The organism is Flagellimonas sp., from assembly GCF_965215805.1.
Taxonomy (GTDB): domain Bacteria; phylum Bacteroidota; class Bacteroidia; order Flavobacteriales; family Flavobacteriaceae; genus Flagellimonas.
Genome location: NZ_OZ244124.1, coordinates 2,181,128 through 2,206,761, shown reverse-complemented (window position 1 = coordinate 2,206,761; position 25,634 = coordinate 2,181,128). Strand labels below are relative to the sequence as shown.

General features: G+C 42.0%; 26 protein-coding genes and 1 pseudogene. 15 read left to right on the top strand and 12 right to left on the bottom strand.

Annotated elements, in window-relative coordinates; translation table 11 throughout:
* Positions 1 to 18 precede the first annotated feature (18 nt).
* Genes ACOOE0_RS09650 through ACOOE0_RS09630 form a run of 5 tightly spaced genes read left to right on the top strand, consistent with a single transcriptional unit; the run spans position 19 to position 4,709 of the window.
* On the top strand, positions 19 to 744 hold the full coding sequence (locus ACOOE0_RS09650; protein WP_420398718.1) for a response regulator transcription factor: 726 nt from the start codon (positions 19 to 21) through the stop codon (positions 742 to 744).
* A 2-nt stretch (positions 745 to 746) separates the two neighbouring features.
* Positions 747 to 2,240 carry a sensor histidine kinase gene (locus ACOOE0_RS09645; RefSeq protein ID WP_420398717.1) on the top strand — a complete coding sequence of 498 codons (1,494 nt, stop codon included), beginning with the start codon at positions 747 to 749 and terminating at the stop codon, positions 2,238 to 2,240.
* Positions 2,241 to 2,277: 37 nt separating this feature from the next.
* Complete coding sequence (egtB, locus tag ACOOE0_RS09640; protein ID WP_420398716.1) at positions 2,278 to 3,438, top strand: ergothioneine biosynthesis protein EgtB; 1,161 nt, start codon at positions 2,278 to 2,280, stop codon at positions 3,436 to 3,438.
* Positions 3,439 to 3,454: 16 nt separating this feature from the next.
* Complete coding sequence (locus ACOOE0_RS09635; RefSeq protein ID WP_420398715.1) at positions 3,455 to 4,423, top strand: L-histidine N(alpha)-methyltransferase; 969 nt, start codon at positions 3,455 to 3,457, stop codon at positions 4,421 to 4,423.
* Between the two features lie 4 nt (positions 4,424 to 4,427).
* On the top strand, positions 4,428 to 4,709 hold the full coding sequence (locus ACOOE0_RS09630) for a DUF427 domain-containing protein (RefSeq protein WP_420398714.1): 282 nt from the start codon (positions 4,428 to 4,430) through the stop codon (positions 4,707 to 4,709).
* A 70-nt stretch (positions 4,710 to 4,779) separates the two neighbouring features.
* On the opposite strand, the gene ACOOE0_RS09625 is transcribed toward ACOOE0_RS09630, so the two are convergent.
* Together ACOOE0_RS09625 and ACOOE0_RS09620 are read right to left on the bottom strand one after the other, a co-directional pair.
* The gene (locus ACOOE0_RS09625; RefSeq protein ID WP_420398713.1) at positions 4,780 to 5,076 is read right to left on the bottom strand and encodes an isoamylase early set domain-containing protein; all 297 of its coding nucleotides are present in this window, start codon (positions 5,074 to 5,076) and stop codon (positions 4,780 to 4,782) included.
* Positions 5,077 to 5,238: 162 nt separating this feature from the next.
* A complete protein-coding gene (locus ACOOE0_RS09620) occupies positions 5,239 to 6,318 on the bottom strand; it encodes an aminotransferase class V-fold PLP-dependent enzyme (protein WP_420398712.1) in 1,080 nt (359 codons plus the stop codon).
* 53 nt (positions 6,319 to 6,371) lie between these two features.
* Between ACOOE0_RS09620 and ACOOE0_RS09615 the strand changes: the two genes are divergently transcribed.
* Positions 6,372 to 6,761: a 2TM domain-containing protein gene (locus tag ACOOE0_RS09615; RefSeq protein WP_420398711.1), complete on the top strand. Its 390-nt coding sequence runs from the start codon at positions 6,372 to 6,374 to the stop codon at positions 6,759 to 6,761.
* Complete coding sequence (locus ACOOE0_RS09610; protein ID WP_420398710.1) at positions 6,758 to 7,249, top strand: dihydrofolate reductase; 492 nt, start codon at positions 6,758 to 6,760, stop codon at positions 7,247 to 7,249. The genes ACOOE0_RS09615 and ACOOE0_RS09610 overlap by 4 nt, the downstream gene beginning before the upstream one ends.
* A 3-nt stretch (positions 7,250 to 7,252) precedes the next feature.
* Here ACOOE0_RS09610 and murI read toward each other — a convergent pair whose 3' ends face one another.
* The 8 genes from murI to ACOOE0_RS09570 form a co-directional block, all read right to left on the bottom strand.
* Positions 7,253 to 8,032: a glutamate racemase gene (gene murI, locus ACOOE0_RS09605; RefSeq protein WP_420398709.1), complete on the bottom strand. Its 780-nt coding sequence runs from the start codon at positions 8,030 to 8,032 to the stop codon at positions 7,253 to 7,255.
* Positions 8,033 to 8,120: 88 nt separating this feature from the next.
* Positions 8,121 to 8,630, bottom strand: coding sequence for an OmpH family outer membrane protein (locus tag ACOOE0_RS09600; RefSeq protein WP_420398708.1), 510 nt, complete (start codon positions 8,628 to 8,630; stop codon positions 8,121 to 8,123).
* 49 nt (positions 8,631 to 8,679) lie between these two features.
* A complete protein-coding gene (locus ACOOE0_RS09595; RefSeq protein WP_420398707.1) occupies positions 8,680 to 9,516 on the bottom strand; it encodes an OmpH family outer membrane protein in 837 nt (278 codons plus the stop codon).
* Positions 9,517 to 9,616: 100 nt separating this feature from the next.
* A complete protein-coding gene (locus ACOOE0_RS09590) occupies positions 9,617 to 12,286 on the bottom strand; it encodes a BamA/OMP85 family outer membrane protein (protein WP_420398706.1) in 2,670 nt (889 codons plus the stop codon).
* A complete protein-coding gene (locus ACOOE0_RS09585; RefSeq protein ID WP_420398705.1) occupies positions 12,258 to 12,998 on the bottom strand; it encodes an isoprenyl transferase in 741 nt (246 codons plus the stop codon). The genes ACOOE0_RS09590 and ACOOE0_RS09585 overlap by 29 nt, the downstream gene beginning before the upstream one ends.
* A gap of 2 nt (positions 12,999 to 13,000) precedes the next feature.
* Entirely contained in the window at positions 13,001 to 13,687 is a 687-nt protein-coding gene (locus tag ACOOE0_RS09580; RefSeq protein ID WP_420398704.1) for a DUF6089 family protein, read from the bottom strand.
* Positions 13,688 to 13,799: 112 nt separating this feature from the next.
* Entirely contained in the window at positions 13,800 to 14,681 is an 882-nt protein-coding gene (locus ACOOE0_RS09575; protein WP_420398703.1) for an NAD kinase, read from the bottom strand.
* Between the two features lies 1 nt (position 14,682).
* Complete coding sequence (locus tag ACOOE0_RS09570; protein WP_420398702.1) at positions 14,683 to 15,339, bottom strand: CBS domain-containing protein; 657 nt, start codon at positions 15,337 to 15,339, stop codon at positions 14,683 to 14,685.
* Positions 15,340 to 15,427: 88 nt separating this feature from the next.
* On the opposite strand from ACOOE0_RS09570, the gene ACOOE0_RS09565 reads away from it, so the two are divergent.
* The 7 genes from ACOOE0_RS09565 to clpX all read left to right on the top strand — a co-directional run bounded on the left by ACOOE0_RS09565 (position 15,428) and on the right by clpX (position 22,511).
* Positions 15,428 to 16,144, top strand: coding sequence for a pyridoxine 5'-phosphate synthase (locus ACOOE0_RS09565; protein ID WP_420398701.1), 717 nt, complete (start codon positions 15,428 to 15,430; stop codon positions 16,142 to 16,144).
* Positions 16,144 to 16,914, top strand: coding sequence for an alpha/beta fold hydrolase (locus ACOOE0_RS09560; RefSeq protein WP_420398700.1), 771 nt, complete (start codon positions 16,144 to 16,146; stop codon positions 16,912 to 16,914). Before ACOOE0_RS09565 ends, ACOOE0_RS09560 begins: the two co-directional genes overlap by 1 nt.
* A 131-nt stretch (positions 16,915 to 17,045) precedes the next feature.
* The gene (locus ACOOE0_RS09555) at positions 17,046 to 18,569 is read left to right on the top strand and encodes a G-D-S-L family lipolytic protein (protein ID WP_420398699.1); all 1,524 of its coding nucleotides are present in this window, start codon (positions 17,046 to 17,048) and stop codon (positions 18,567 to 18,569) included.
* A gap of 76 nt (positions 18,570 to 18,645) precedes the next feature.
* Positions 18,646 to 18,990, top strand: coding sequence for a phage holin family protein (locus ACOOE0_RS09550; protein ID WP_420398698.1), 345 nt, complete (start codon positions 18,646 to 18,648; stop codon positions 18,988 to 18,990).
* Between the two features lie 99 nt (positions 18,991 to 19,089).
* The gene (tig, locus tag ACOOE0_RS09545; RefSeq protein ID WP_420398697.1) at positions 19,090 to 20,412 is read left to right on the top strand and encodes a trigger factor; all 1,323 of its coding nucleotides are present in this window, start codon (positions 19,090 to 19,092) and stop codon (positions 20,410 to 20,412) included.
* A 90-nt stretch (positions 20,413 to 20,502) separates the two neighbouring features.
* Positions 20,503 to 21,183 (top strand): ATP-dependent Clp endopeptidase proteolytic subunit ClpP, encoded by a 681-nt coding sequence (gene clpP, locus ACOOE0_RS09540; protein WP_420398696.1) that lies wholly within the window; start codon positions 20,503 to 20,505, stop codon positions 21,181 to 21,183.
* Positions 21,184 to 21,275: 92 nt separating this feature from the next.
* On the top strand, positions 21,276 to 22,511 hold the full coding sequence (gene clpX, locus ACOOE0_RS09535) for an ATP-dependent Clp protease ATP-binding subunit ClpX (RefSeq protein ID WP_420398695.1): 1,236 nt from the start codon (positions 21,276 to 21,278) through the stop codon (positions 22,509 to 22,511).
* Here the strand turns inward: clpX and ACOOE0_RS09530 are convergent.
* Together ACOOE0_RS09530 and ACOOE0_RS09525 are read right to left on the bottom strand one after the other, a co-directional pair.
* On the bottom strand, positions 22,508 to 23,047 hold the full coding sequence (locus tag ACOOE0_RS09530; RefSeq protein ID WP_420398694.1) for a hypothetical protein: 540 nt from the start codon (positions 23,045 to 23,047) through the stop codon (positions 22,508 to 22,510). The two genes, clpX and ACOOE0_RS09530, sit on opposite strands and share 4 nt — an antisense overlap.
* Before the next feature lie 165 nt (positions 23,048 to 23,212).
* A pseudogene (locus tag ACOOE0_RS09525) lies at positions 23,213 to 24,732 on the bottom strand (GH3 auxin-responsive promoter family protein).
* A gap of 98 nt (positions 24,733 to 24,830) precedes the next feature.
* On the opposite strand from ACOOE0_RS09525, the gene ACOOE0_RS09520 reads away from it, so the two are divergent.
* Entirely contained in the window at positions 24,831 to 25,625 is a 795-nt protein-coding gene (locus tag ACOOE0_RS09520; protein ID WP_420398693.1) for a DUF2797 domain-containing protein, read from the top strand.
* The last annotated feature ends 9 nt before the right edge of the window (positions 25,626 to 25,634 follow it).

The window sequence follows — 25,634 nt, the reverse complement described above, 5'->3', positions numbered from 1 at the left end:
CCTTTAATTCGCCATATCATGAAAAAAGTGTTGATCGTAGAGGATGATATCGAAATCGTTCGTTTGCTGGAAATACATCTTAAGGATTTAGGTTGTCAGGTGCTTTCCGCCATTCGGGGAGATATTGGATTGCAAAAAGCGCTCAAAGAAAATCCAGACCTTATAATTTTGGATGTGATGCTACCCGGCATGGATGGCGTTGAAATCTGTCAAAAAATCCGAGCCCACAACGTCACCACACCCATAATGATGCTAACCGCGCGTTCCGAGGAAATTGATAAGGTATTGGGATTGGAAGTCGGAGCAGATGATTACCTCACCAAACCCTTCAGTGTTCGGGAGTTCATTGCTCGGGTTAAGGCCATTTTCAGAAGACAAAAAATGGATGTGGTGGAAACCGCGGGGGAAAAGAACCCCAAATTGATGCAATTTGATGTGCTTTCCATTGACATTGATATGCGAAAAGTGCTTCTGGATGGTAAAAAAGTAGAGCTTTCGCCCAAAGAATTTGAGCTTTTGGTTTTGCTTTCCTCCAACCCAGGGAAAAGCTATGATCGAGGGAAGCTTCTTAATATGATATGGGGTTACGATTTTAAAGGCTACGAGCATACGGTGAACTCTCATATAAACAGACTCCGTTCCAAAATTGAACCGGATATGAGCAATCCCAAGTTCATCCTTACCACTTGGGGTGTGGGCTATAAATTCAACGAAGAACTTTTGGAAACCCAAGCCAACCACTGACCATGAAAAACAATATTCTTTCCGTTCGATTTATTTTAAAACTGACGCTGTCCTTTTTGGCTATTTTGCTTTTAGCTGGAATCGGGTATACCATTACCTCCATTTACCTCTCCAATAAATATTTTTACGAGACAACGCAGCGTTTGCACGCCAATTTGGCCCAAGACCTTATCGAGGAGAAATTTAGGGACACCCAACCCTTTGATTCCAAGGGTAATGTGAACAAGGCCCTGTTTGGGGATATTATGCACGATATGATGGCCGTAAACCGGGCCATTGAGGTCTATCTATTGGATCTGGATGGAAAAGTGAAATATTCTGTAGTGCTGGATCACGATGCTCCTGAAACCAAGGAGAAAAGGGTAAATCTGGCTCCCATAAAACAATTTATTACGGAAAGTGGCAGCAATTATGTATTGGGTGATGACCCCAAGGATTTGACCAAGCAGACTATTTTTTCGGCGGCCCAGTTCAATAAAGATGGGCACGAAGGATATATCTATATTATCTTGGCAGGGGAGGATTTTTTGGCCACTCGTAGCGACCTCTTCAACAGTTATTTTATGCGACTTGGACTAGGTGGTTCCGTACTTACCCTCATTTTTGCCACCCTTTTGGGAATTTTGGCCATTTGGTACCTGACCCGGAGTCTTCGCAAGATTATTTATGCGGCTAAACGTTTTCAACAGGGAGATTTGGAATATCGCATTGAAAACGCCGAAAAAACCGACCTATCCAACGTAGCTACCACTTATAACAATATGGCAGATACCATTCTGTCCGATATTGAAAAAATAAAATCTGTGGAACAATTGCGGCAAGAGTTGATTGCCAATATTTCCCATGATCTTAGAACACCACTATCCATTATACAAGGCTATATTGAAACGCTTCACATGAAAGATTCCGAGCTTTCATCCGAAGAACGGGCCGAATATTTGAGCATGGTCTCAAAAAGTAGCGAGAGACTCTCCAAATTGGTCTCGCAGCTCTTTGAATACTCCAAATTGGAGGCCAATCAGATCCAGCCAGAAAAAGAACCGTTCTTGATCAGTGAACTGGCCAATGACATTCACCGAAATTATTCCTTGCTTGCGCAGCAAAAAAACATCGATTTAAAATTGTCCATGGCTGACAATGTTCCCCTAGTTTTTGCGGATATCTCACTGGTAGAACGTGCCATTCAAAACTTGATGGACAATGCCTTGAAATTCACTCCTGAAGGCGGGGAGGTTACCGTAAAACTGGAATCGGAAGAAGACCATGTGGAGGTCACCATCAAAGATTCGGGGCCTGGAATTAAAAAGGACAACCAAGCATTGATCTTTGAACGCTACCGACAAACCAAGGCTGGACAGCAAAAGGAAGGCGCGGGTCTTGGCCTTGCCATTGTTAAGAAAATCATGGAAATCCATGACAGCAGCATCAAGGTCTTCAGCAAACCCAACGAGGGGACTTCCTTTAGTTTTAGCCTACCTGTTTACGCTGTTGGCTAAGCCATTATTCCCTATCTTTAAGTAGAAAAAATCATTTATGATTCTTACCGATTCCCTCTTGGATTTCTTCCTGGAGACCAGAAAAGCTTCCGAAGCCATTTGTGAGCCTTTGGAAATTGAGGATTATGTGGTGCAACCCGTGGTGGATGTGAGTCCCCCAAAATGGCATTTGGGCCATACTACCTGGTTTTTTGAGGAATTTATCCTAAAACCCCATGCCAAAGGCTACCAAGAATTTGATCCTGATTTTTCCTTTGTTTTCAATAGTTATTACGAAACCGTTGGGAAGCGGGTGGTGCGTTCCGATAGGGGCAATTTGTCCCGTCCCTCGGTAAAAAAGGTTTATGCTTACCGTGCATATGTGACCGAGGGAATCAAGGAGTTTTTTGGCCATGCACAAACCCAAGAACTGAACGATTTACTAGAAATAGGAATACACCACGAGAAACAACATCAAGAATTATTGCTGACCGATATTAAATTTATTCTTGGGAACAACCCGCTGCTACCCGTATATTCCAATACGTTTGTAGATCATCCCGTTGAAACCCATGAGCCGGATTGGATTTCCATGGAGGAAGGTATTTACGAAATTGGTCATGATTCCGACGCCTTTTGTTATGACAATGAGTTGGGAAGGCATAAGGTTTACCTGCAGCCCTATGAAATTTCCAATAAGTTGGTCACCAACAGGGAATTCATGGCATTTATTGAAGCAGGGGCATATCAACGCTTTGACCATTGGCATGCCGAAGGCTGGGACTGGGTGAACCAACAAGATGTAAAATCTCCCCTGTATTGGCATAAAATTGAGGGCTCATGGTGGCACTATACGGCCACAGGGCTTCAAAAAGTGAATGAGGATGCGCCTGTAACCCATATTTCGTATTTCGAGGCTTTTGCCTTTGCCCAGTGGAAAGGGATGCGGCTCCCCACCGAATTTGAATGGGAGGCGGCCCAGGCCTTTTTCCCTTGGGGCAAAAGATGGGAATGGACAGAAAGTGCCTATCTCCCCTACCCCAATTATCAAAAAGCCGATGGTGCGCTAGGGGAATACAATGGTAAGTTCATGGTAAACCAAAAAGTGCTGAGAGGTGGTTCCGTTGCTACCCCTTCCAAACACACCAGACATACGTATCGCAACTTTTTCCATCCGCAATTGCGATGGCAATTTACTGGATTAAGGTTGGTCAAATAATTTCGACAAAGCTCCCATGCAAAATAACCAAACTAGGACTTTCACCTCAGCTTTTGAACAAGAGGTCTACGAGGGATTGACAAGTTTTCCCAAACATTTATCGTCCAAATATTTCTACGATGAGATAGGCGATAAGCTTTTTCAGGATATAATGGCAATGCCTGAATATTATCTTACCAACTGTGAGTTTGATATTCTGGAAGCCAATAAAGCCGAGATTTCAGCGCTTTTCTCCCAAGATGGGGAAACCTTCAGTCTTTTTGAATTGGGTGCGGGTGACGGGAAAAAGACCAAAATATTGCTGCAATATCTTGTAGACAATGAGATTCCTTTTGATTACCGTCCCATTGACATAAGCCAAAATGCCCTTGACCAACTGGAAACTGCATTGAAGCAGGAAATCCCGGAAGTGGAGATCAATACCCTTCAAGGCACCTATTTTGATACCTTAAGGGATATTGACAAAGTGAATGGCCGCAAGAAGGTTATTCTATTTTTAGGATCCAATATTGGCAATCTGCTCCATGAACCGGCTATTGAGTTTTTAAAAAACCTACGGGATTCTGTCAACGATGGAGATCTGATCTTGATGGGGTTTGACCAAAAAAAGAATCCGCAGACCATTTTGGATGCCTACAATGACAAGACAGGAATTACGGAAGCCTTCAACAAAAACATTTTAGCCCGAATCAATAGGGAATTGGGTGGGGATTTTGTTCTGGACAACTTCTTGCACTGGGAGGTTTATGACCCAGAGACGGGAACGGCAAAGAGTTATTTGGTATCCAAAGAGGCCCAAACCATCAACATTGAAAGTTTACAGCTTCAAATACGTCTTAAAAAATGGGAAACCATTCATACGGAGATTTCCCAAAAATATGATGACGCTACTGTGGAATGGTTGGCAGAGCAATCCGGTTTACAAATTGTAACCGAGTTTGCCGACAGCCAGAATCAGTACAAAAACTATGTATTTAAAAAATAAGACCATGAAAGCTATTTGGAACGATACCATTATTGCAGAAAGCGACGATACCGTTGTGATTGAGAACAATCATTACTTTCCTGCTGAAAGCATTAAGAAAGAATACTTTAAATCCAGTGAAACGCATAGCACCTGTCCTTGGAAAGGGGTTGCCTCCTATTATACCTTGGAGGTAGATGGAAAAGAAAATGTGGATGCCGCCTGGTACTACCCTGAAGTGAGTGAGCTGGCCAGGACCATTAAGGGAAGAGTGGCCTTTTGGAAAGGAGTTTCAGTAGTGGAATAGCACTCCTAAACGAATAAGAATGTGGAGCCAAGAAACAAGACGAAGTCTTGCTTCTTGGTTCTTTTTTTGACTAAAGCTCTAGAACAGCATTTTCCGTCCCAGCGTAATCGTTCCATTGGTAACGATCAGCCTCTGCATCATTAATGTAGGTTCCGTCCACTAAATATCTAAACTCGAAGGTGTTCTCTTGTGGAAGGTCAAAGGTTCCTTTGAAAGTTCCATTTTTCAACTTTTTCAAAGTACTTTCTTTTGGGTTCCAGTTGTTGAAATCTCCAACAACAGCTACTTTTTTAGCTTCTTCCGCAGGCACAGTAAATGTAACTTTACATACTGGCTTGCTTTTTAGGTATTGTTTCTTTATTGCCATGGTATTTTAATTTTCGTATTAAAATCTCCGCAAAACAAAAGATAAAACCGTTTACGTACAATAAGTTATAACCGATTTATCATATTGATAAAATGCTCCTAACAATAGGATTACCTTTACAAAATTAGGGTGTGAATTTTCACAAAATATGATATGCGTCAGCTAAGATTTTAAGATATCGACAATCGCATCAATCTCATTTTCCGTGTTATAGAAGTGAAAACTTAGGCGAATTCCGTTTCCGCGGAGCACACAGACCACATCTTCCTGGCTTAGTTTTTCAAAAAGAGCCTGATCTCCCTTTACATTAAAAATAGTACTATGGATGTCCCTTTTGGCCACACTATCCTCCAATAAACCCAGGGAAGTGAATTCCTGCTTTACTTTTTGGGATAGTAGTTTGAGTTGATTTTGAATATTTTCCATGCCTACAGATTCCAAGAAGTTCAAGGAAAACTGAAGACTCCCAAAGCTCATGGATGATAAATGCCCGGGTTCCAATCGCTTGCAAAAAGGGCTGTTTTGAAAATCGTCTCCCATTCTATCCACAGACCAATTGCCCACAGCATTTAAATTGAATCTTTCCTTGGCTTTCTCCTTCACCAAAAAGAATCCATTGCCATAACCGGCCAGCAACCATTTGTAGGCGCTTGCTCCCAAGACATCAATTCCTGATTCCTCAAAATTGAACTCTTGCGTGCCACAAAATTGGGTAGCATCCGCGATAATCAAAAGTTCGGGAAACTCTTGCTTTAGTTTCTTTAGAAACGCCAAATCGATTTTGATACCGTTGATCCATTGTACCAAACTAAGTGCCAATACATCAAAGTTTCCAGCACTAAGCTTCTCATGAATCCGCTCCTCCAAATTTGCCTCAATTGCTACATATTCCTTTTCAAATTCCCTAGTTTCGAAAGGCCAATTGAGGGATGGATAATCGTTATGGACAAGGAGCACCCTAGAATCCGTAGGTAATCCTTCCAGTAGGAGGTTAAGCCCCAGAGTGAAATTGGGCACCAAGGCAACGTTGGAAGCCTTACAACCAAAAAATTGGCCCACAGTGCTTCTTACCTCGTTCATTTTGCCATACCATTTTTGCTTCATTTGGCTACCTCCAATCAGATAGTCCAAATCATGCTCCTGGCGCCATTCCATCAAATCTTCGTACAACAGGCCAGTTGCCGCCGTGTTGGCATAGATGCAGTGTTGTAGGACAGGGAACTTCTTTCTGAGGTTTTGCATAAGGCTACTTTGGTCGTAATTCAATTATATTTGTTGTTAAAGATAGCCATTCCATGTTCTCAAAAAAGAAACAAGAAAAATCTGTGGATATAGAACAACACGAGCTGCTGGAACATGCCCAAAAACGGATAAAGCAGAAGAAAAGGTTGTTTTCCCACTTTGTGATTTTTTTGATCGGAAGTATTTTTTTGGTCTTGATCAACAAAATACTCAAATACGGAGAAGCCTACGATTGGTTTGTTTGGGGTATTCTTTTATGGGCATTTTTATTCGTTTTTCATGCCTTCAATGTTTTTGTTACCCACAAATTCATGGGACAGGATTGGGAACGCAAACAGCGTGAAAAATTAGTGAACCAGCAAAAGCAACGCATTTCAGAAATTCAGAAGGAGATCGAAACCGAATTTCCGTTATCCAGCATAAATAAAAAAAAAGATCAATGAAGCAATTGATCATGATTGCCGCGGCAGCGGAGAACAATGCCCTTGGTATCAACAACGACCTTCCCTGGCATTTACCGGATGATTTTAAACGATTCAAGCAGCTTACCTCTGGACATAAAATAATTATGGGTCGCAAAACCTTGGAGAGTTTTCCCAAGGCCTTGCCCAATAGGGAACATATTGCCATAACCCGGGACAAAAATTACCAACCCAAGTTTCCCTGCCAAATTGTACATTCTTTAGAAGATGCTTTGGATCTTGTTGGCCCGGAAGAAACCGCATTTATAATTGGTGGGGGAGAAATCTACCGCCAGGGGATGGATTTTGCCACGGACATTGAATTGACTCGTGTGCATGCTGAAGTGGAAGCCGATACCTTTTTCCCAGAAATTGATCAACGAGTTTGGGAATTGGTGCAAGAAGATTTTCACCCTGTAGATGAAAAGCACAAACACAGTTTTACCTACTTGACTTACCGTAGAAAATAGTTGCTAAAAGTCCAGATGTTCTATATAGATATCTGGGCCAGACACCAAAGAAGATAAAGCACTTGTATTTGCATTGATGTAAAACCTATGGCTAGCCTTATTTTTTGTCGGAGCCGCCAGTTGGTTCTTCTCCAATACCGCCTTTGTTTGTCGGGCAACAGCCTCACCAGAATCAATAATGGTTAGTCCAGGAGGCACCAATTCCTGAATCAAAGGGATCAAATACGGATAGTGGGTACAACCCAGCACTAGACAGTCAATGTGTTCCTCCAACATGGGGTCCAGATACTTTTTTAGAAGCGTCCTGGTCTCCTCTGAATGGGTTTTGCCATCCTCTATCAGTTCTACCAATCCAGTTCCCTCCTGTTCCAATACGGTAATCCCTTGTGCAAACATTTTGGAAGTACTATGGAACAATGTACTGGACAAGGTGCCCTTGGTGGCCAACACCCCCACTTTTTTGGTTTTGGTGTGTAATGCAGCGGGCTTAATTGCCGGCTCAATACCTATAAATGGAACGTCATAGTTAGCGCGAAGAAAATCGATTGCGTTGGTGGTTGCCGTGTTACAGGCCACCACAATAAGTTTGCAGCTCTTCTGAAGTAAAAGCTCCGTATTCTTGATGCTCAGTTCAAGGATTTGTTCTTTGGATTTAGCACCATATGGCGCATTTGCACTATCGGCGAGATATATAGTATCCTCATAGGGAAGCAGTTTTTCAATCTCTTTCCAAATGGAAGTGCCCCCGATACCGGAATCAAAAATACCAATGGGTTTAACCATGTTTAAAAGTAAGTACTATTGTTAAGTTTGGACATAAAAAAACCGCTTTTCAGAAGAAAAAGCGGTTTCAAATATCATAAAGTAAAACTTAGAAGCCCAATTCCTGTTTTACAGATGGAAGCAGGTCCTTTCCTTTGGCAACGATCAAGCTCAATCCTGGGCTGGCATCAATTACGTAATCAAAGCCTTCGGCTGCGGCAACTTTTTCAATGGCTGCTTTGGCTTTATCAGAAATAGGAGCAAACAATTCTTGTTGTTTTTTCTGCATTTCCTGAATAGCGGCCTGCTCAGCTGCTTGGATATTTTTTTCGTACCCTTGAAGTTCCAATGCTCTTTTTTCATTCTCTTCTCGAGATTTGGCACTGGACTCATTTTGATATTGGGTGGCCTTATTTCTAAATTCTGTCATGGAGCTTTCTATATCCGCTCTATAGGTTTCCTGCAATTTCTTAAGCTCCGCTTGGGCAGCTTTCATCTCCGGCATATCAGATAGCAATTGCTGTACATTGATGTGGGCAACCTTACTCTGTGCGTTTACAAAACCCGTAGCTGCAACAAATAAGACTAGGGCTACAGCAATCTTCTTTACATTTCTCATGATTCTCTAAGTTATACTATTTTGAATGTTACTATTTAGTGTTTCAATATTATTGTTGTATTGAATCCTGTTGTTGTTCCTGCGCTTTTTTCCGTTCCTCCAATTTGGCTTTCCGCTTGGCATCGCGCTCTTCCAATAATTTTTTTCTTCGTGCTTCGTAAGCCTTCTTGCGTTCTTCCCGAAGCCTTAACTGCTCAGCTCTTCTGTCCTCAGCTGCCTTGGCTTTGGCTGCCTGTGCTTCCTCTGCCTTTGCCTGACGGTCCTTGAGGGCTTCACTAATCTCTTTTTCCTCTTCGGCCTGCTCCTCCCTAAACTGATCCAGCCTATTTTTTTCCTTGGCCTTTTTATTGGATTTGCTCACCTTTCTTGTTCGCCCTATCTCCCTTAAAACCAAGTCACTGATATCGTGTCTTTTTTCGGAGTACAACATTACAACATCTGCGGATTTATCAAAAATAAAATCGTATCTTTTATTACCGCCTATTTTTTGTACTTCATTGAACACTTGGTCCTGAATGGGCTGAATCAACAGCTTTTTTTGTAACACCAAATCTCCTTGCGGTCCAAACCGATCCTGCTGATAATCCAACATTTCGGTTTCCAAAATCTGGATTTCCTCCTCACGTTCAGCTATCAATTCATCCGTCAGCAAGACTTTTTCTGCCATAAGGTCCTTCTTCATCTGCTCAATTACACTTTGTTTGAGCTCAATTTCCTGTTTCCACTTTACGGCCTTGGCATCCAATTGTTCCGTGGCATCCCGGTATTCCTCCACATTTTCAAGGATGTATTCCATATCTACATATCCGATACGCACACCCCGTTGTGAGAAGCCATTAATGGACACCAATACAACAGCTAATGTCAAAAGAACTTTGGTCTTCATTTTTTGATTCCGCTTTTTAAAAAGAAAATATCGTGCCAAAATAACTAATTAATTTAAAATGAGTTATTTACATCTATTTTAAGACCCGATTATTCTTTGGTTAAAACTGCTGCCCGATAATGAAGTGCGTTTGCCAGCCGCTTGGTCCGCTAGAGGATGGATTGGCATCTGTGTCAAATCCATATCCAAAATCGATACCCAATAGACCGAATGCCGGCATAAAAATACGTAGCCCCACTCCGGCAGATCTTTTTAATTCAAACGGATTATACTCACTAAAATTGTTAAAGGCGTTACCTGCTTCCAAAAATGATAGGGCATAAATGGATGCTGAGGGTTTCAAGGTAAGTGGATAACGCAATTCCATAGAGAATTTATTGTAGATGGTACCACCATCACGCTCTTGGTTTCCGGTCACTGGATTTGTACTAAACGGCGTAAGTGAACTATTCTCATATCCCCTCAACTGAATTACGTCCCTACCATCCAAGGTAAAGTTTCCAAGACCATCTCCCCCAACAAAGAAACGCTCAAAGGGCACGGCTCCAATATCGTTATTATAGCTTCCCAAGAATCCAAACTCAGCATTGGTCCTAAGCACCAATTTATCCACTAGGTTGGTGTACCAATCCCCCTTGAACTTGATCTTGTAAAATTCCAATAGTTTAAAGCGTTCTTCCTCCAACAGTTCCAACTGATTGCTCAAATCGGCAAATTCGATTTGTTCTTCCGCGCTTGCTGGATTGGGACCAATCTCGAACAGCCTTGCGGTAATGTCATCAATATCGGTACGAATTTGCTTGAAGTCCTTGCCACCAAATAAGGAATATGGAGGTGTAAACTTGGCTGTTAACTCAAAATTGGAACCTGTAAGCGGGAAAATTCTACTTGGACCTTGTGAGCTCCTGGAAATTCCCAAGGTATAGCTCAAGGAATTGGAACTTCCATTTCCAAAGTTGAAAAGCCCATTGTTAAAGTCGTTGAAATCATACAATTGATAACTCAAGGAGTGCGAAATCGTAAAGAAATCATCTGGCCATTGCACCCTTTTTGCCAATCCTGCGGAAATTCCCGTAATGGCAAACCCACGATCTTTGTCTACATCAATTCTACCTCTATTGGTAAAACTGGTAGCAAATTGCTGTGTTCTGGAAAGGGATAAATTAAATCGAACTGGCTTTTTACCACCCAACCAAGGTTCTGCGAAGTTTAGACTGTATACCCTAAAAGTTCTACTTGCTTGTAGGCGTAAGGCAAAGGTTTGCCCATCTCCCATTGGCACCGGCTTATAGGCCTCCCCATTGAATATGTTCTTTAACGAGAAGTTACTGAAAGAAAGCCCCAGAGTTCCAATGAAACCTCCACCACCAAATCCACCTTGCAGCTCAATTTGGCTGGAGCCGGACTCCACCAAGCTATATTGAATATCCACAGTTCCCGCGTTGGGATCAGGGTTTTGGATGTCTGGAGTAATCTGTTCTGCATCAAAAAATCCTAATTGACCCAATTCCCGAATACTACGTACAATATTGTCCTTGCTGTATTTTTGACCTGGACGGGTACGCAATTCCCTAAAGATTACGTGGTCATTGGTTTTATCGTTACCCACAACGGTCACGTGATCCAAAAAGGTCTCTTTCCCCTCAATAATCCTGATTTCAAAATCGATGGTGTCATTTACGGCTGAAACTTCAACAGGATTGATACTGGAAAAAAGGTAACCGTTGTTTTGGTATAGGTTCGTAAGATCTTGGCCATCCGGTTTTGAATCGTCTGCAACTCGTTTTTTGAGCAATACTCCATTGTAGGTGGACCCTTTTCGGATTCCCAAGACCTGGCTCAACTGTCTGTCGGTATACACAGAGTTTCCAACAAAGTTGATGTCTCCAAAGTAATACTTGTCCCCTTCCTCGACCTTGATTTTTAAGTCGATGTTATTTTCATCCACCTTCACGAAAGTATCTGAAAGTATACGGGCGTCCCTATATCCTCTCTCCGCATAGGCATCCACCATGTTGGAAAGGTCTTCCTGGTAATCAGCCTCTATATATTTTGATTTTTTCCAGAAACGGTAAATTTTCTTCTTCTTGGTCTTTTTCAAAGACTTCCGAAGACGCTTGTCCGTCAGTTTTTCATTGCCTTCAAAAACAATGTTCCTGATCTTTACCTTGTCACCTTTCTTTACATTGATGACCATGTTTTCCGTATTGGTCCCCGTGGTATCCGAAGCGGTTACAATATGTACCTGAGCGTTCAGGAATCCTTGTTTTTTGTACTTGTTTTGAAGGTAATTTTTGGTATTGGCAATAAGGCTCTCCGTAATTTTCTTGCCTTTTTTGAGGTCGGTATCGTTGATGATATCCTCAACCTTACGTTTTTTGACCCCGTAAACTGTTACATTGGAAAGTGTTGGACGTTCCAGAATGTTCAATTCCAAGAAAATCTGGTTGCCCTCAATTTTGGTGTAATAAAAATTGACATCGCTAAACAACTCCAAACTCCAGAGTTTTTTAATGACAGCACTGATTTGGTCCCCAGGAACGGTTATGGGCTGCCCTACTCTAAGTCCAGTATACGTTTTAACCGTCTGCTCGTTATAGCTTTGGAGCCCTGTAACGGTCAACCCACCTAAAATGTATTCCTTCCCATCCTCAAAGGAGGTTTCTTGTGCAAAGCTCTGGGCGGTAAAAAGGAGTAGAAGGAGTAGTTTAAGGTATACTTGGGTGCTATTTTTTATTAGTTCAATTGAGTTGTTCGCTAGTTTTTCCAAATCGTCGTTCTCTATTTTGGTAACTTAATATTGCCTCTACCAAATGATGCTCACTAAAATCGGGCCAAAATACGTCAATAAAATATAATTCGGCGTATGCAATTTGCCAAAGTAAAAAATTACTGATTCTTTGTTCGCCACTTGTCCGAATTAGTAAGTCCACATCTGGCAAAAAATGCGTGTAAAGATGTGTATTTATAACGGCTTCGTCAATATTTTCGGGTGAAATTATATTATTTTTAACTTTGAACGCTATGTCCTTTACGGCGGATTTTATCTCCTCCCGCGACCCATAACTCAAAGCTAAAGTGAGCGTCATTCCAGAGTTGTTTGCTGTTTTGGTTATGACCTCGGTGAGTTCTTTTTGCGCCTTTGCAGGCAAGGATTCAATATTACCAATGGTATTTAGGCGTATGTTGTTTTTGTTCAAGGTTTTAAGTTCCTTGCGAAGTGAAGCTACCAGTAGTTTCATTAAGGTCTCCACTTCCACTTTAGGGCGATTCCAGTTTTCGGTGGAGAAGGCATACAGAGTTAGATAGGATATCTGCAGTTTAGCGCAGTTCTCCACTGTTCTTCTCACGGCTTCCACGCCATTCTCATGTCCAAAAACCCTTAATTTTCCGCGTTGTTTGGCCCAGCGGCCGTTGCCATCCATTATAACGGCAACATGTTGGGGAAGTTTATGCTTGTCTACGTCCTCTAAAGTGTGCATTTCTATTCAAAACAATCCTGGCAAGGTTTACGTCCAAAGGTATACGTCAAAGTAAAACCTGTAAAGACATACCAGTCATCGCTTAAAATGTTTCCAAACCTAAAGGGTTCAAAATTGGAACCTGCGGGATTGCTGGCATCCAGATTGTCCGTAAAGGTATATCTGGCCCCAATCTCCGCACCAAGAATCAAAAACTGATTTAAGCGATACTTAGCCCCCACCGTCATTGGAATTGCAAAACTACCTTCTTTTTGGTTAATATCCTGCACCACAAGGGCATCAAAATAATTAAAATCGTACCTAAAGTAGGTGAAACCCGTGTAAAGATAAGGTGTGAAGGCTGGACCAAGCTTGTGAAGATTATACTCAACAAAGTTGAATTCCAAGCCAACAGACGCTTCCAGCACCGAATTGTCCATGGAATAGCCCCGTTGTACCCGTGAACTTTTGCTGGATTTGGAATCATCAAAAGACATAGACCCGTACAATACACTTGCCCGCCAAGCATATCTTTTACTTTTGTTCCATTTGAAGATTCCACCGAAGGCAGGACCGGTAGGTGAAATGTAATTGGTGCGCCCCACATCCCCAATGCCATTGGCTCCGCCTGCAAATACACCTATTTCATAGGTCTGTGCATTGACCATGAACATACCGCTCAAAAAAATAGCAAACAAAACTATTCGCATACTATCCAGAAAATTATACATATTAGAGGTAGAGGAAGGTCAATAGAATACTGGGTTATAAACGTTCTCCTTTGTTAAACAGTTTTTGGCTTCTTTTATTGTTTTGAACGGGTTAATTGCGCTTATCTTGGCCCCAAAGCAATTTGTTGCGAAGTGTCTTCAAGAAGCTTTCCGATTTATATTCTATCATTTTTACAGTAAAATCCGATTTTTTTATTCGGATTTCCTTGCCGTTGGCGATGCTCGCAATCCTAGAGTCGAGGGAAACTAAATGGTTTTCCTCTCGACCTGAAACTTTTAACCTAATTTGGGTGTCATCCGAAATAACCAATGGCCTTGCGTTAAGGTTATGCGGCGCAATGGGCGTGAGCACCAAGGATTTTGCCGAGGGTGCGATTACAGGTCCACCACAACTCAAGGAATATCCAGTAGATCCTGTGGGCGTAGACACAATCAAGCCATCCGCCCAATACGAAGTGAGATACTCTTCATTCAAATACGTTTCCACCGTAATCATAGAGGTCGTGTCCTTTCTGCTTACGGTGATTTCGTTTAAAGCAAAGTTCAAATCCCCAAATTCTTCCAAATCTGGACCCAGGGCCACTTCAACCAAGCTTCGCTCAACGATACTATACTGCCCGGCCACAAATTCGGTGACCACTTTTCGCACATCTTCTTTTTTAAAGGTGGAAAGAAAACCCAATCTTCCCGTATTCACCCCAACGATGGGAATCCCCAAATCCTTTATATAGGTAACAGCCCTGAGCATGGTTCCATCCCCACCAAAACTCACGAACATATCAAAGGAACTATCCAAGCCGGATGCTTGCGAAAATTTTCCATGGGGATATTGGGACAGACAGCCATCAATCTTTCTGCAAAAATCTTCCTCGATAAAAACGGATGCTTTTATCCCCTGAAGTTCCTCCAACAGCTCCAAAACAAAAGCCTTGTCTTGCTCTTGGAAAGTCTGACCGTAAATTGCGACCTTCATGCTAAACGTTAAGGTATTTTTCCAAGTAATCGGATCGTTGCTTTAAATCCTCCAAGAATTGATCATCACTGTTGCCAAAAACGATCGTGTAGTTGTACCTTCTAAAGGTTTGGGCGACTTCGTTCAGGTTTAGGGTCCCAATTTTTAGGGTGATTTGGACCACATCGTTCTGGGAGTCCGTGATAAAAGCCCCAAGTAAACGGGCGTTGTTACCCTCCACGATCTGTGCAATCTCGCTAAACGAATAATCCTTGATTCCTGTGGCCACTACCAATATGCCTCCAGGCTCCTTAAAGAAGGGAGTGTCAATAAAATCCGCTACCACATCTTCCAAATCGTAATACCCGATGATCACTTGATTATCATCCAAAACGGGAAGAATATTGGCTTGGTTCCGTGAAAACATCTCCAGAACATCCAGCCACAAGGTCTCCTTGGTCACGGAAAAGAGCTCCAAATCTATTCTGAAGTCTTCAATGGACTTATCCGCTTCAAAACAGGCCAGATCGTTCTCGGAAAGGGAACCAATATAAATTCCATTCTCCGAAACCGCCACATGCGAAAAGGTCGTTTCCTCAAAAAAACGAATCACATCTGCCAGCGTTTCCGAAACCTCAAAAACTGGAACCGAGTTTATTATTCTATTTTGGATTTGCATAACAATTCTATTAGGCGCAAAATACTAATTTTAAATCGCAAAAGGCGTGCCTAATTCTTATTTTTGGCTTTCTAAACCAAGGAAGTTCATGACAAAACTCAGTGTCAATATCAATAAGCTGGCAACCTTAAGAAATTCAAGAGGTGGCAATGTTCCAAACCTTATCCAATCCGCCAAGGACATAGAATCTTTTGGCGCGCAGGGCATCACGGTGCATCCAAGACCCGATGAGCGGCATATCCGCTATCAAGATGCGCGTGATCTTAAAGATGTAGTAAGCACAGAATTCAACATCGAGGGAAATCCGATTCCCAAATTCGTGGATCTGGTGATGGAGGTAAAGCCTACCCAGGTAACCCTTGTGCCCGATGCTGAAGATGCCATCACTTCCAATGCCGGATGGGACACCATAAAGCACAAGGACTTTCTTGTGGATGTCATTAAAACTTTTAAAGATCACGGAATCCGAACCTCCATTTTTGTTGACCCAGATGACAAGATGGTGCAAGGTGCTGCGGAAACAGGTACGGATAGAATAGAATTGTACACCGAAAGTTTTGCGCATACCTTTTCACAAGGTAAAAAGGAAGAAAGCATTGCTGCATTTGCCAAAGCAGCGCATGTTGCGAACGACTTGGGGCTTGGAATAAATGCAGGCCACGATTTAAGTTTGGACAACGTCCAATTTTTCAAGGAACATATTCCCAACCTTTTGGAGGTGTCCATTGGCCATGCACTGATTTGTGAATCCATCTACCTTGGACTTGAAAACGTGGTCAACATGTATTTACACCGATTGAAATAATGGAAATACTTCATTCAAAAATTATTGGAGAGGGAAGACCGTTGGTCATACTGCATGGCTTTTTGGGTATGTCCGACAATTGGAAAACATTGGGAAACCAGTATGCCCAGAATGGATTTCAAGTGCATTTGGTTGATCAAAGGAACCATGGCCGAAGTTTTCATTCGGAGGAATTTGATTATGAGGTAATGAGTCGGGATGTTCTTCGCTACTTGGACCAGCATCAAATTGAAAAAACCAGCATCATAGGTCACTCTATGGGAGGCAAAACCGCTATGCAAATAGCTACTGAGCAACCCCAACAGGTTGAAAAATTGCTGGTAGCCGATATTTCCCCAAAATACTACCCCCCGCACCACCAACCCATAATAAACGCCTTGGTGCAGTTGGACTTTGATCACATCAGCTCACGTAAAGAGGCGGATGAATCATTGGCGCAACACTTGAACGAAGTAGGTATTCGTCAATTTTTGCTGAAAAATCTGTACTGGGTGGAACCAAGCAAACTCGGCCTTCGATTCAATCTGGACATCCTCAAGAATAAAATGGACGAAATAGGGGAAAACATATCTTCCACCGCCACTTTTGATGGCCCTACCCTTTTTCTTAGGGGTGATCGTTCGGAATATATACTTCCCAATGACTTTCCAGGCATACATAGACATTTTCCCAATGCCGATATACAAACTGTTGAAAAAGCGGGGCATTGGCTCCACGCCGAAAATCCAAGACAGTTTTTTGAAAAGTCGTTCCATTTTTTGAATTCATAAAATTTGCTGCATTTTATTATGCATGCATAATTTTTTTGCCCATTTTATTGTCTGGATAACAATTTTGATCTAGATTTGGTACCATTGGATTAACCCCTTGTTAACATAAACTAACTCTAACAGATAATAAGATGAAAAAGTTTTATGCCCTGCTTCTCCCCGTACTAGGGTTGATGGTAGCTTGTGAAAATGATGATGAAGCGGCCATAGTGACGCCAGATCCAGATCCGATAGAATATACCTCCGGTTCTGCAAACTTTGCCAACTATGTCGCCGTGGGGAATTCCCTAACCGCTGGTTTTTCGGATAATGCACTCTTTGAATCAGGGCAGGCAGCCTCTTTCCCCAATATGTTGGCCACGCAATTTGCCTTGGCCGGAGGAGGAAGCTTCAATATTCCTTTTATGGCTGATGATTTAGGCGGAGCTACTTTAGGCGGAAATCCTATACTAGGAAACCGATTGATTCTTCTGTTCACTCCAGATGGTCCTGCACCTACACCTAAGAGTGGAACCGGTACCACCGAGATTTCCACTAAACTCTCTGGTTCATTCAACAATATGGGAGTGCCCGGTTCCAAGAGTTATGAACTGTTAGCCCCAGGATATGGAAGTGTAACAGGTGTTGCCCTAGGAACTGCGAATCCTTATTTCGCACGTTTTTCCTCTGCTGAGGATGCCACTGTTGTAGGAGATGCTGCGGCCCAAGGTGCTACCTTTTTCTCCCTTTGGACAGGCGCCAACGATATCCTATTGTATGCCACCAATGGTGGATCGGGAACAGATCAAACCGGTAATTTTGACCCTACTAGTTATGAAAGAAATGATATCACGGACCCCAATGTATTTGCAAATGCCTTAAATGGTATTTTAACTGCCATGACCGCTGGCGGTGCTGATGGTGTAATTGCCAATATTCCAGATGTTAGGGATTTGCCTTTCTTCACGACGGTTCCACATAATCCAGTACCCTTGGATGAAGCTACAGCGACACTCCTAAATGGGTCGTACGCAGCCTACAACGCGGGGGTAGCAGGAGCCTTGAATTTTCTTGTGACACAAATGGCCATTTCCCAAGAAGATGCCGATGCAGAAATCGCAAAGAGAACAATTTCTTTCGCTCCTGGAGATACCAATGCGGTAGTTTTACTTGATGAAGGCCTAACCGACTTAACGGGTATAAATCCTGCCCTGATCAACATGAGGCAGGCAACCACTGAGGATTTGTTGATCTTACCCTCAAGTTCTTTTATTGGGACCTTAGCAAACGAAGCAGACCCAACTTCCATCAATGGGGTTGCTGTTCCTTTGGCAGACAATTGGGTACTAACCCCAGAAGAACAAGCCTCTGTTGAAACCGCATTGACCGCGTACAATGCAACAATTGAAGCATTGGCCACCCAGTATGATCTTGGATTTGTTGACATGAACGCCAAATTGACGGAATTAAGGGAAACCGGGTTTCCACAGACCGATGGTAGTGTAGTTACCAATGTTTTTGCAACCGGTGGTGGTTTCTCCCTGGATGGGGTACATCCAGCCCCTCGAGGTTACGCCATTGTTGCCAACGCCTTTTTGGAAGTCATAAACGCGAAATTTGGCTCAAACCTTCCCCCTGTAGAGCCTCTTAATTTTACAGGACTCTATATTGACTAATTGAACAACACTTAATTTCATTATATTAAGGGCACCGTTTTTTACGGTGCTTTTTTATGTTCAAAATCCAAACCTCATGAAACTGATTATTAGACTCCTTTTGAATGCCTTGGCGGTAATTATTCTAAGTTATGTCCTTCCCGGAGTGGACGTGGACACCTATCAAACTGCCATTATTGTAGCTCTTGTGATCAGTGTTCTCAACATATTGGTCAAACCTATTTTGATCATTCTTACCTTGCCCATTACCATATTGACCCTAGGGCTTTTCCTATTGATCATCAATGCCATCATCATTTTAACAGCGGCGCATTTTATCTCAGGTTTTCAAGTTTCCGGTGTTTTATGGGCCATAATTTTTAGCCTTTTGCTCTCATTTTTGCAATCTATTTTGCATTCGTTACTGAAAGAAGACAAATAGAAAAGATTTCGTTTGAAATTCAACACTTTAAAAAGTTGCCCCACTGATTAAAATGCCTTACTTTTGCCACCCATTTTTGAATAGCAAACAAGGTAGGAGATGAATATCACAAAAGAGCAAATTGATGAGCTAAATGCGGTGGTGAAAGTTGCCATTAGCAAGGATGATTATCAAGAAAAGGTTGATCAAATTCTTAAGGATTATAGAAAACAGGCCAACATCCCTGGTTTTCGTAAGGGACAGGTTCCCATGGGCCTTATCAAAAAACAATACGGTAAAGCCGTCTTGGTGGACGAAGTAAACAAATTGCTTCAGGACAACCTCAACAAATATCTTACAGAAGAAAAATTGGACGTATTGGGGAATCCCCTACCCAAGCAGCAAGATGATTTTGACTGGGACAATGAAAACCTTGATTTCGAATTTGAATTAGGTCTTGCTCCAAGTTTTGAGGTTAAAGTAAAAACCAAAAAAGCCATTACCCAATACAAGATTGTTGCCGACAAGAAAATGATCGATGAGCAAGTGGATCGTATTCAAAAGCAGTATGGCAAACTCGTTTCCAAAACGGAAATTGGCAAACAAGATGAAATCACCGGTACGTTTGTAAACGAAGCCGAGGAAATTGAGCACAAGACTACCATTGAGCTCGATAAAATAAAAAGCAAAAAGGCTATTGACGCCTTAGTTGGACAAAAGGTTGGTGAAAGTGTTGCGCTTAAGACCAAAGGATTGTTCAAGGAAGACTACCTGCTTTCAAGTGCCTTGGGTATTGACCGTGAAAAAGCCGAAAAATTGAACATCGAGGTTACTTTTATTATTGATGAAATCAATGAGCGTGAGCCTGCGGTACTTGATCAAGAGTTGTTTGACAAACTGTTTGGTAAGGACAATGTAAAATCTGAAAAAGAACTTCGTGAGCGAATCAAAGAAGATTCTGAAAAGCAGTTTGAGCAACAATCCGACCAAAAATTATTGAACGACGTTACAGAAAAACTGATCGAGGACACCAAATTTGAACTTCCTTCGGAATTCCTTAAAAAATGGATTCAGGTAAGTGGCGAAAACCCATTGACGGATGATGAAGCCAGTGAAGAATTTGAAAAGTCTGAAAAAGGCCTTCGTTATCAATTGATCGAAGGAAAGATCATTAAGGAAAATGATCTTCAAGTACAGTTTGACGAGTTGAAGGAATTTGCCAAAGGATTTATCAAATCCCAAATGGCACAATATGGTCATTTGGATCCCCAAGAAGAGGAATTGGAAAATGTGGCCAGCAGGGTTATGAGCAACCAGGATGAAGTAAAAAGGCTATCTGAGCAGTTGATGAGCCAGAAACTTCTGGATCTCTTCAAGGAAAAAGCGAACCTTAAGGTCAAGGAAGTGACCTATGAGGACTTTGTAAAGGAAGCCTATAGCTAGGATTCGGCTAAAAGAAAATTAAGTATCTTTACGGTGCCGGAAAGCTATTTTTTCGGCACCTTTTTTTTAAGCAAAATCGAAAGAAATCCTATGGATTACGGAAAAGAATTCAAAAAATACGCCACCCAACACCACGGGATAAACAGCATGTACTATGAAAAGATCATGAGCAGCATGTATCCTGTGAACATGACCCCAAATATCATCGAGGAAAGACAATTGAATGCCATTGCAATGGACGTTTTCTCTCGTTTGATGATGGATCGTATCATCTTTTTGGGTACAGGGATCAATGACCAGGTGGCCAATATTGTCCAAGCACAGCTGCTCTTTTTGGAGAGTGCCGACGCCTCCAAGGACATTCAGATTTATATCAACTCTCCCGGCGGCAGTGTTTATGCTGGACTGGGCATCTACGATACCATGCAGTTCATCAAACCGGATGTGGCCACTATCTGTACAGGAATTGCCGCTTCCATGGCTGCTGTATTGCTTTGTGCCGGGCACGAAGGCAAGCGTAGTGGATTGACCCACTCACGTGTTATGATCCACCAACCTATGGGTGGAGCCCAAGGACAGGCCAGCGATATAGAAATTACTGCAAGGGAAATATTAAAGCTAAAAGAGGAGCTATATCATGTTATTGCCAAACACTCCGGTCAAAAATTTGAGAAAGTAAGCGAAGACAGTGATCGGGATTACTGGATGAAGGCAGATGAGGCCAAAAAATATGGTATGATAGATGAAATTTTAGTAAGGGATAAGTCCTAAAACCGAACAAAACGATTAAAAACAGGCGTTTGGCACAAACCAAATCGAGTTTTTTTCCGTTATTGTGGTTGAACTTTATGAGTTAGTCTTATATGGCAAAGGAAAATTTGGAATGTTCATTTTGTGGGAGAAAGAAGCCGGAGACCAATCTTTTGATCGCCGGACTGGATGCACATATATGTGATAGATGTATTGAACAGGCCCATAGTATTGTAGCGGAAGAGTCCAAACAATCCAAGAATCAAGACCTTTCTTCAGAATTGGTTTTGAAGAAACCCATGGAAATCCGTGATTTTCTAGACACTTTTGTAATTGGGCAGGAACGCACCAAAAAAGTAATGTCCGTTGCCGTTTACAACCACTATAAAAGATTGCTTCAGCCCAAAAACAAGGAGGACGAAGTAGAAATCCAAAAGAGTAACATTGTAATGGTGGGGCAAACTGGTACCGGTAAAACATTGATTGCCAAAACCATAGCTCGCATGTTAAATGTTCCTTTGGCCATTGTTGATGCAACGGTTCTCACCGAGGCCGGATATGTTGGGGAAGATGTGGAAAGCATTCTAACCCGCTTGCTTCAAGCAGCTGACTATAATCTGGAAAAAGCGGAGCGAGGGATAGTCTTCATTGATGAAATTGACAAAATTGCCCGTAAAAGCGATAATCCATCCATTACCCGTGATGTATCTGGGGAAGGAGTGCAACAAGGACTATTGAAATTATTGGAAGGTACTGTGGTCAACGTACCACCGAAGGGAGGGCGTAAGCATCCGGACCAAAAGTTCATTGAAGTAAATACTGAAAATATCCTATTCGTGGCCGGTGGGGCCTTTGACGGCATCGAAAGAATCATTACCAAACGTTTGAATATGCAGGCTGTTGGGTATAGTGCTTCCAAGGCTGAAGATCGATTGGATAATGAAAACATATTGCAATACATCATTCCAAAGGACTTAAAAGAATTTGGCTTGATTCCGGAAATCATTGGTAGACTTCCTGTATTGACTCACATGAATCCATTGGATTCCAAAACCTTACGAGCAATTCTTACCGAACCCAAAAATGCTATCATTAAACAGTATGAGAAGCTTTTTTCCATGGATGGAATCACATTCAGTATCACGGAACAAGCGCTTTCTTATATAGTGGATAAGGCGGTGGAATACAAATTGGGCGCCCGTGGACTTCGTTCCTTATGCGAGGCCGTGTTTACCGATGCCATGTTTGAAATGCCAAGTACTGAAGAAAAGGAATTCAAGGTCACCAAGGCTTATGCCGAGGAAAAATTGTCCCACGAGACGATCAAAAAGTTAAAGGCAGTTTCTTAGATTGCTTTTTTGGTCACTTTTTCCAAAAGATCCAAACAAACTTCAGAAATAATTTTTTCGTCAGAATAGAGCTGATGCCCAAAACTTGGGACTACGTTCAAATCAACCTCTACTTGCTTGGCCCATTTCATACCAGGTTTAAATTTGTCACATTCCCCAAAAATAAGATTCATGGGCACATTGGGGCTTTGCTCTTCGTATCGGATACGAGTTGGCGAAATGGCCGTCAAAGATTTCATGGGAAGTCCTTTAAGGGCCGCTTTCCATGCAATGGTCCCTCCTGTGCTAAACGCAAGGTAATGACTGGGTTCTGATTCCTTTTTCAACAAATGCGCAACAGCGGTTTCAATACCGCCATCAACAAAGGCCTTATGGATGTTCTCCTCCGTAGAAACCTGAACGTCTATATCAGCCAACTGCTGACAGTCATAAAATTTAATATTGTAGTATTGCTGCAGGTACCCGAAGTACGAAGTTATCCAGAGTCCTTTTTTTACCCCCCACATATCGGAGATAACAACTAGTTTTTCAGCCATGCCAGTTATAATTTAGTTTAGTTTTAAGATGAGGGAACTTTGTTTGCTCATCCAAACTTCAAGCTTAAACGCTAAAAAACCGCATTTATTTGTCCAAAAGGAAAGATTGTTCGACGAATGGGGAAGTTTTACGAAAACGTTTTCGTAAATCCATTATTCCCTAAATTAATCACTCTTTAGGTTCATTTCCAATAATTCGTCCACATAACAACGTTCATTGGATAATCTGGGAATCTTATGTTGCCCTCCAAGTTTGTTCTTGGATTTCAGCCAATCATGAAAGAGATTTTGACGGGCCATATGCACCTTGGGCATTTTAAGGGTGATATTGTTATACCGTTTCGCTTCGTAATCCGAATTCAACGATTTTAGGGCATTATCCAAAAATTCGGTGAAGTAATCCACATCTTTTGGTGGCTTTCGAAACTCAATGATCCATTCATGGGCTCCTTTCTCCTGCCCATTCATAAAAATAGGTGCGGCGGTGTAATCCATGATTTCCGCATCCGTCTTTTGACAGATTTGCTTTAGGGCTTCCTCTGCATTTTCAATAATCAACTCTTCTCCAAAGGCATTGATATGGTGCTTGGTCCGACCAGTTATACGGATACGATAAGGGTCTACGGAAGTAAAACGTACCGTATCCCCAATTTTGTAACGCCACAATCCTGCATTGGTGGAGATAACCATGGCATAGTTCACTCCTATTTTCACATCCCAAAGCGGAACTGCTTTATCTTCTTTGCCATAGGTGTCCATGGGAATAAACTCGTAAAAAATGCCATAATCCAACATCAACAGCAAATCATCTGCATTGTTTCTATCCTGAATCCCAAAAATCCTTCTGAAGCATTATAGGTTTCATAGAAATTAAAGCTCTTTCTAGGCAACAACTTTTTATATTGATCACGATAGGGAGCAAAGCTCACCCCACCATGGAAGTACACCTCAAGATTTTCCCAAATTTCAAATAGGTGCCTTTTACCCGTTTTTTGCAGGACATTATTTAACAGCACCAGCATCCACGAGGGAACTCCGGCCAAACTGGTTACATTTTCCTGGATACTCTCTTCAATGATGGCCTCCAACTTGGATTCCCACTCACTCATCAGGGAAACTTTGCTACTTGGCGTACTGCTATATTCCGCCCAAAGCGGCATATTATCAATTAAAATGGCAGAGAGATCCCCAAAAAAGGTTCCGTTGTCCTCATAAAGTTCCTTGCTCCCCCCCAGCCTCAGACTTTTCCCTGTAAAAAGTTGCGAGTTCTCGTTGTTGTTCAAATAAAGGCATAAGAGATCCTTACTGGATTTATAATGGCAATCCTCCAATGCCTCCGTGCTCACCGGAATAAATTTGCTCTTGGCATTGGTTGTGCCACTGCTTTTGGCAAACCACTTGATCGTCGTGGGCCAAAAAAGGTTTTGTTCCCCCCTCCTTGAACGCTCAATCATCTCAGCAACCCCCTCATAATTTCGAATGGGCACCCTTTCCGCAAATTCCTCATATTGGCTAATGTCTCCAAACCCATGCTTTTTACCCATTTGGGTATCCTTGGAAAAGTCCACTAAATGGAACAAAACCTCCTTTTGTACATCCAAAGGATACTTCAAAAAAAGCTCTATTTGATGATAGCGCTTTTTAAGCAACCAGGATGCTATGGAATTAAATAAAGGTATTGGCATTTTTGGGTATCTTTAACCAAGTTTGGGGTTAGGTCTTATAGCTAAAATAGGGCATCTACCCCTTATTTTCAAATACGCTTAAAAACAGCCATTTTAACATGCTTTATCAAGGAGTGCTCAGAAAAATGAGAACCGAAAATGGGAATCCCATTCAGTATTTTCTGGTTTTTGAGAACGATTTTATCAATATCAACCAGCTTTTGGACAAGGAAATCCAAATTGATTTTATTAAATATCAGTGTCTTAACTGTGGCAGGGAACGCCCGATATACAGACAAGGATTTTGCAAATCTTGTTTTTATGAAAGTCCAGCCGCTGGGGATTGGATTATGAAACCTGAACTGAGTACCGCCCATTTGGACAAGGAAGATCGGGATTTGGAATACGAAAAAAAGGCCCAATTGCAACCCCATATTGTGTACTTGGCCAATTCAAGCAATGTAAAAGTCGGCGTCACCCGAAAAAATCAGGTGCCCACTCGATGGATAGACCAGGGTGCCCATGAGGCCATAGAAATTGTGGAAGTCCCAAACCGCTATTTGGCAGGGATTACGGAAGTGGCCCTAAAAGCCCATGTCAGTGATAAGACCAGTTGGCAAAAAATGCTCAAAAATGATATTGAGGATGTGAATTTGGTAGAATGGCGGGATAAACTTAAAACCCACGTTCCAGAAGAAGTCGTGGACTACTTTATTGAAGCTAACGCTGAAACGCACTTGGAATTTCCTGTATTGCAATACCCTGAAAAGGTGAAAAGCCTGAATTTAGATAAAACACCAAGTTATTCTGGCATTTTAAAAGGAGTAAAAGGACAATACCTCATATTTGAAGACCAGACTGTTTTTAATGTCCGCGCCAATGAGGGCTATTATGTGGGTATTGGAATTAAGTAAATGCGCTAA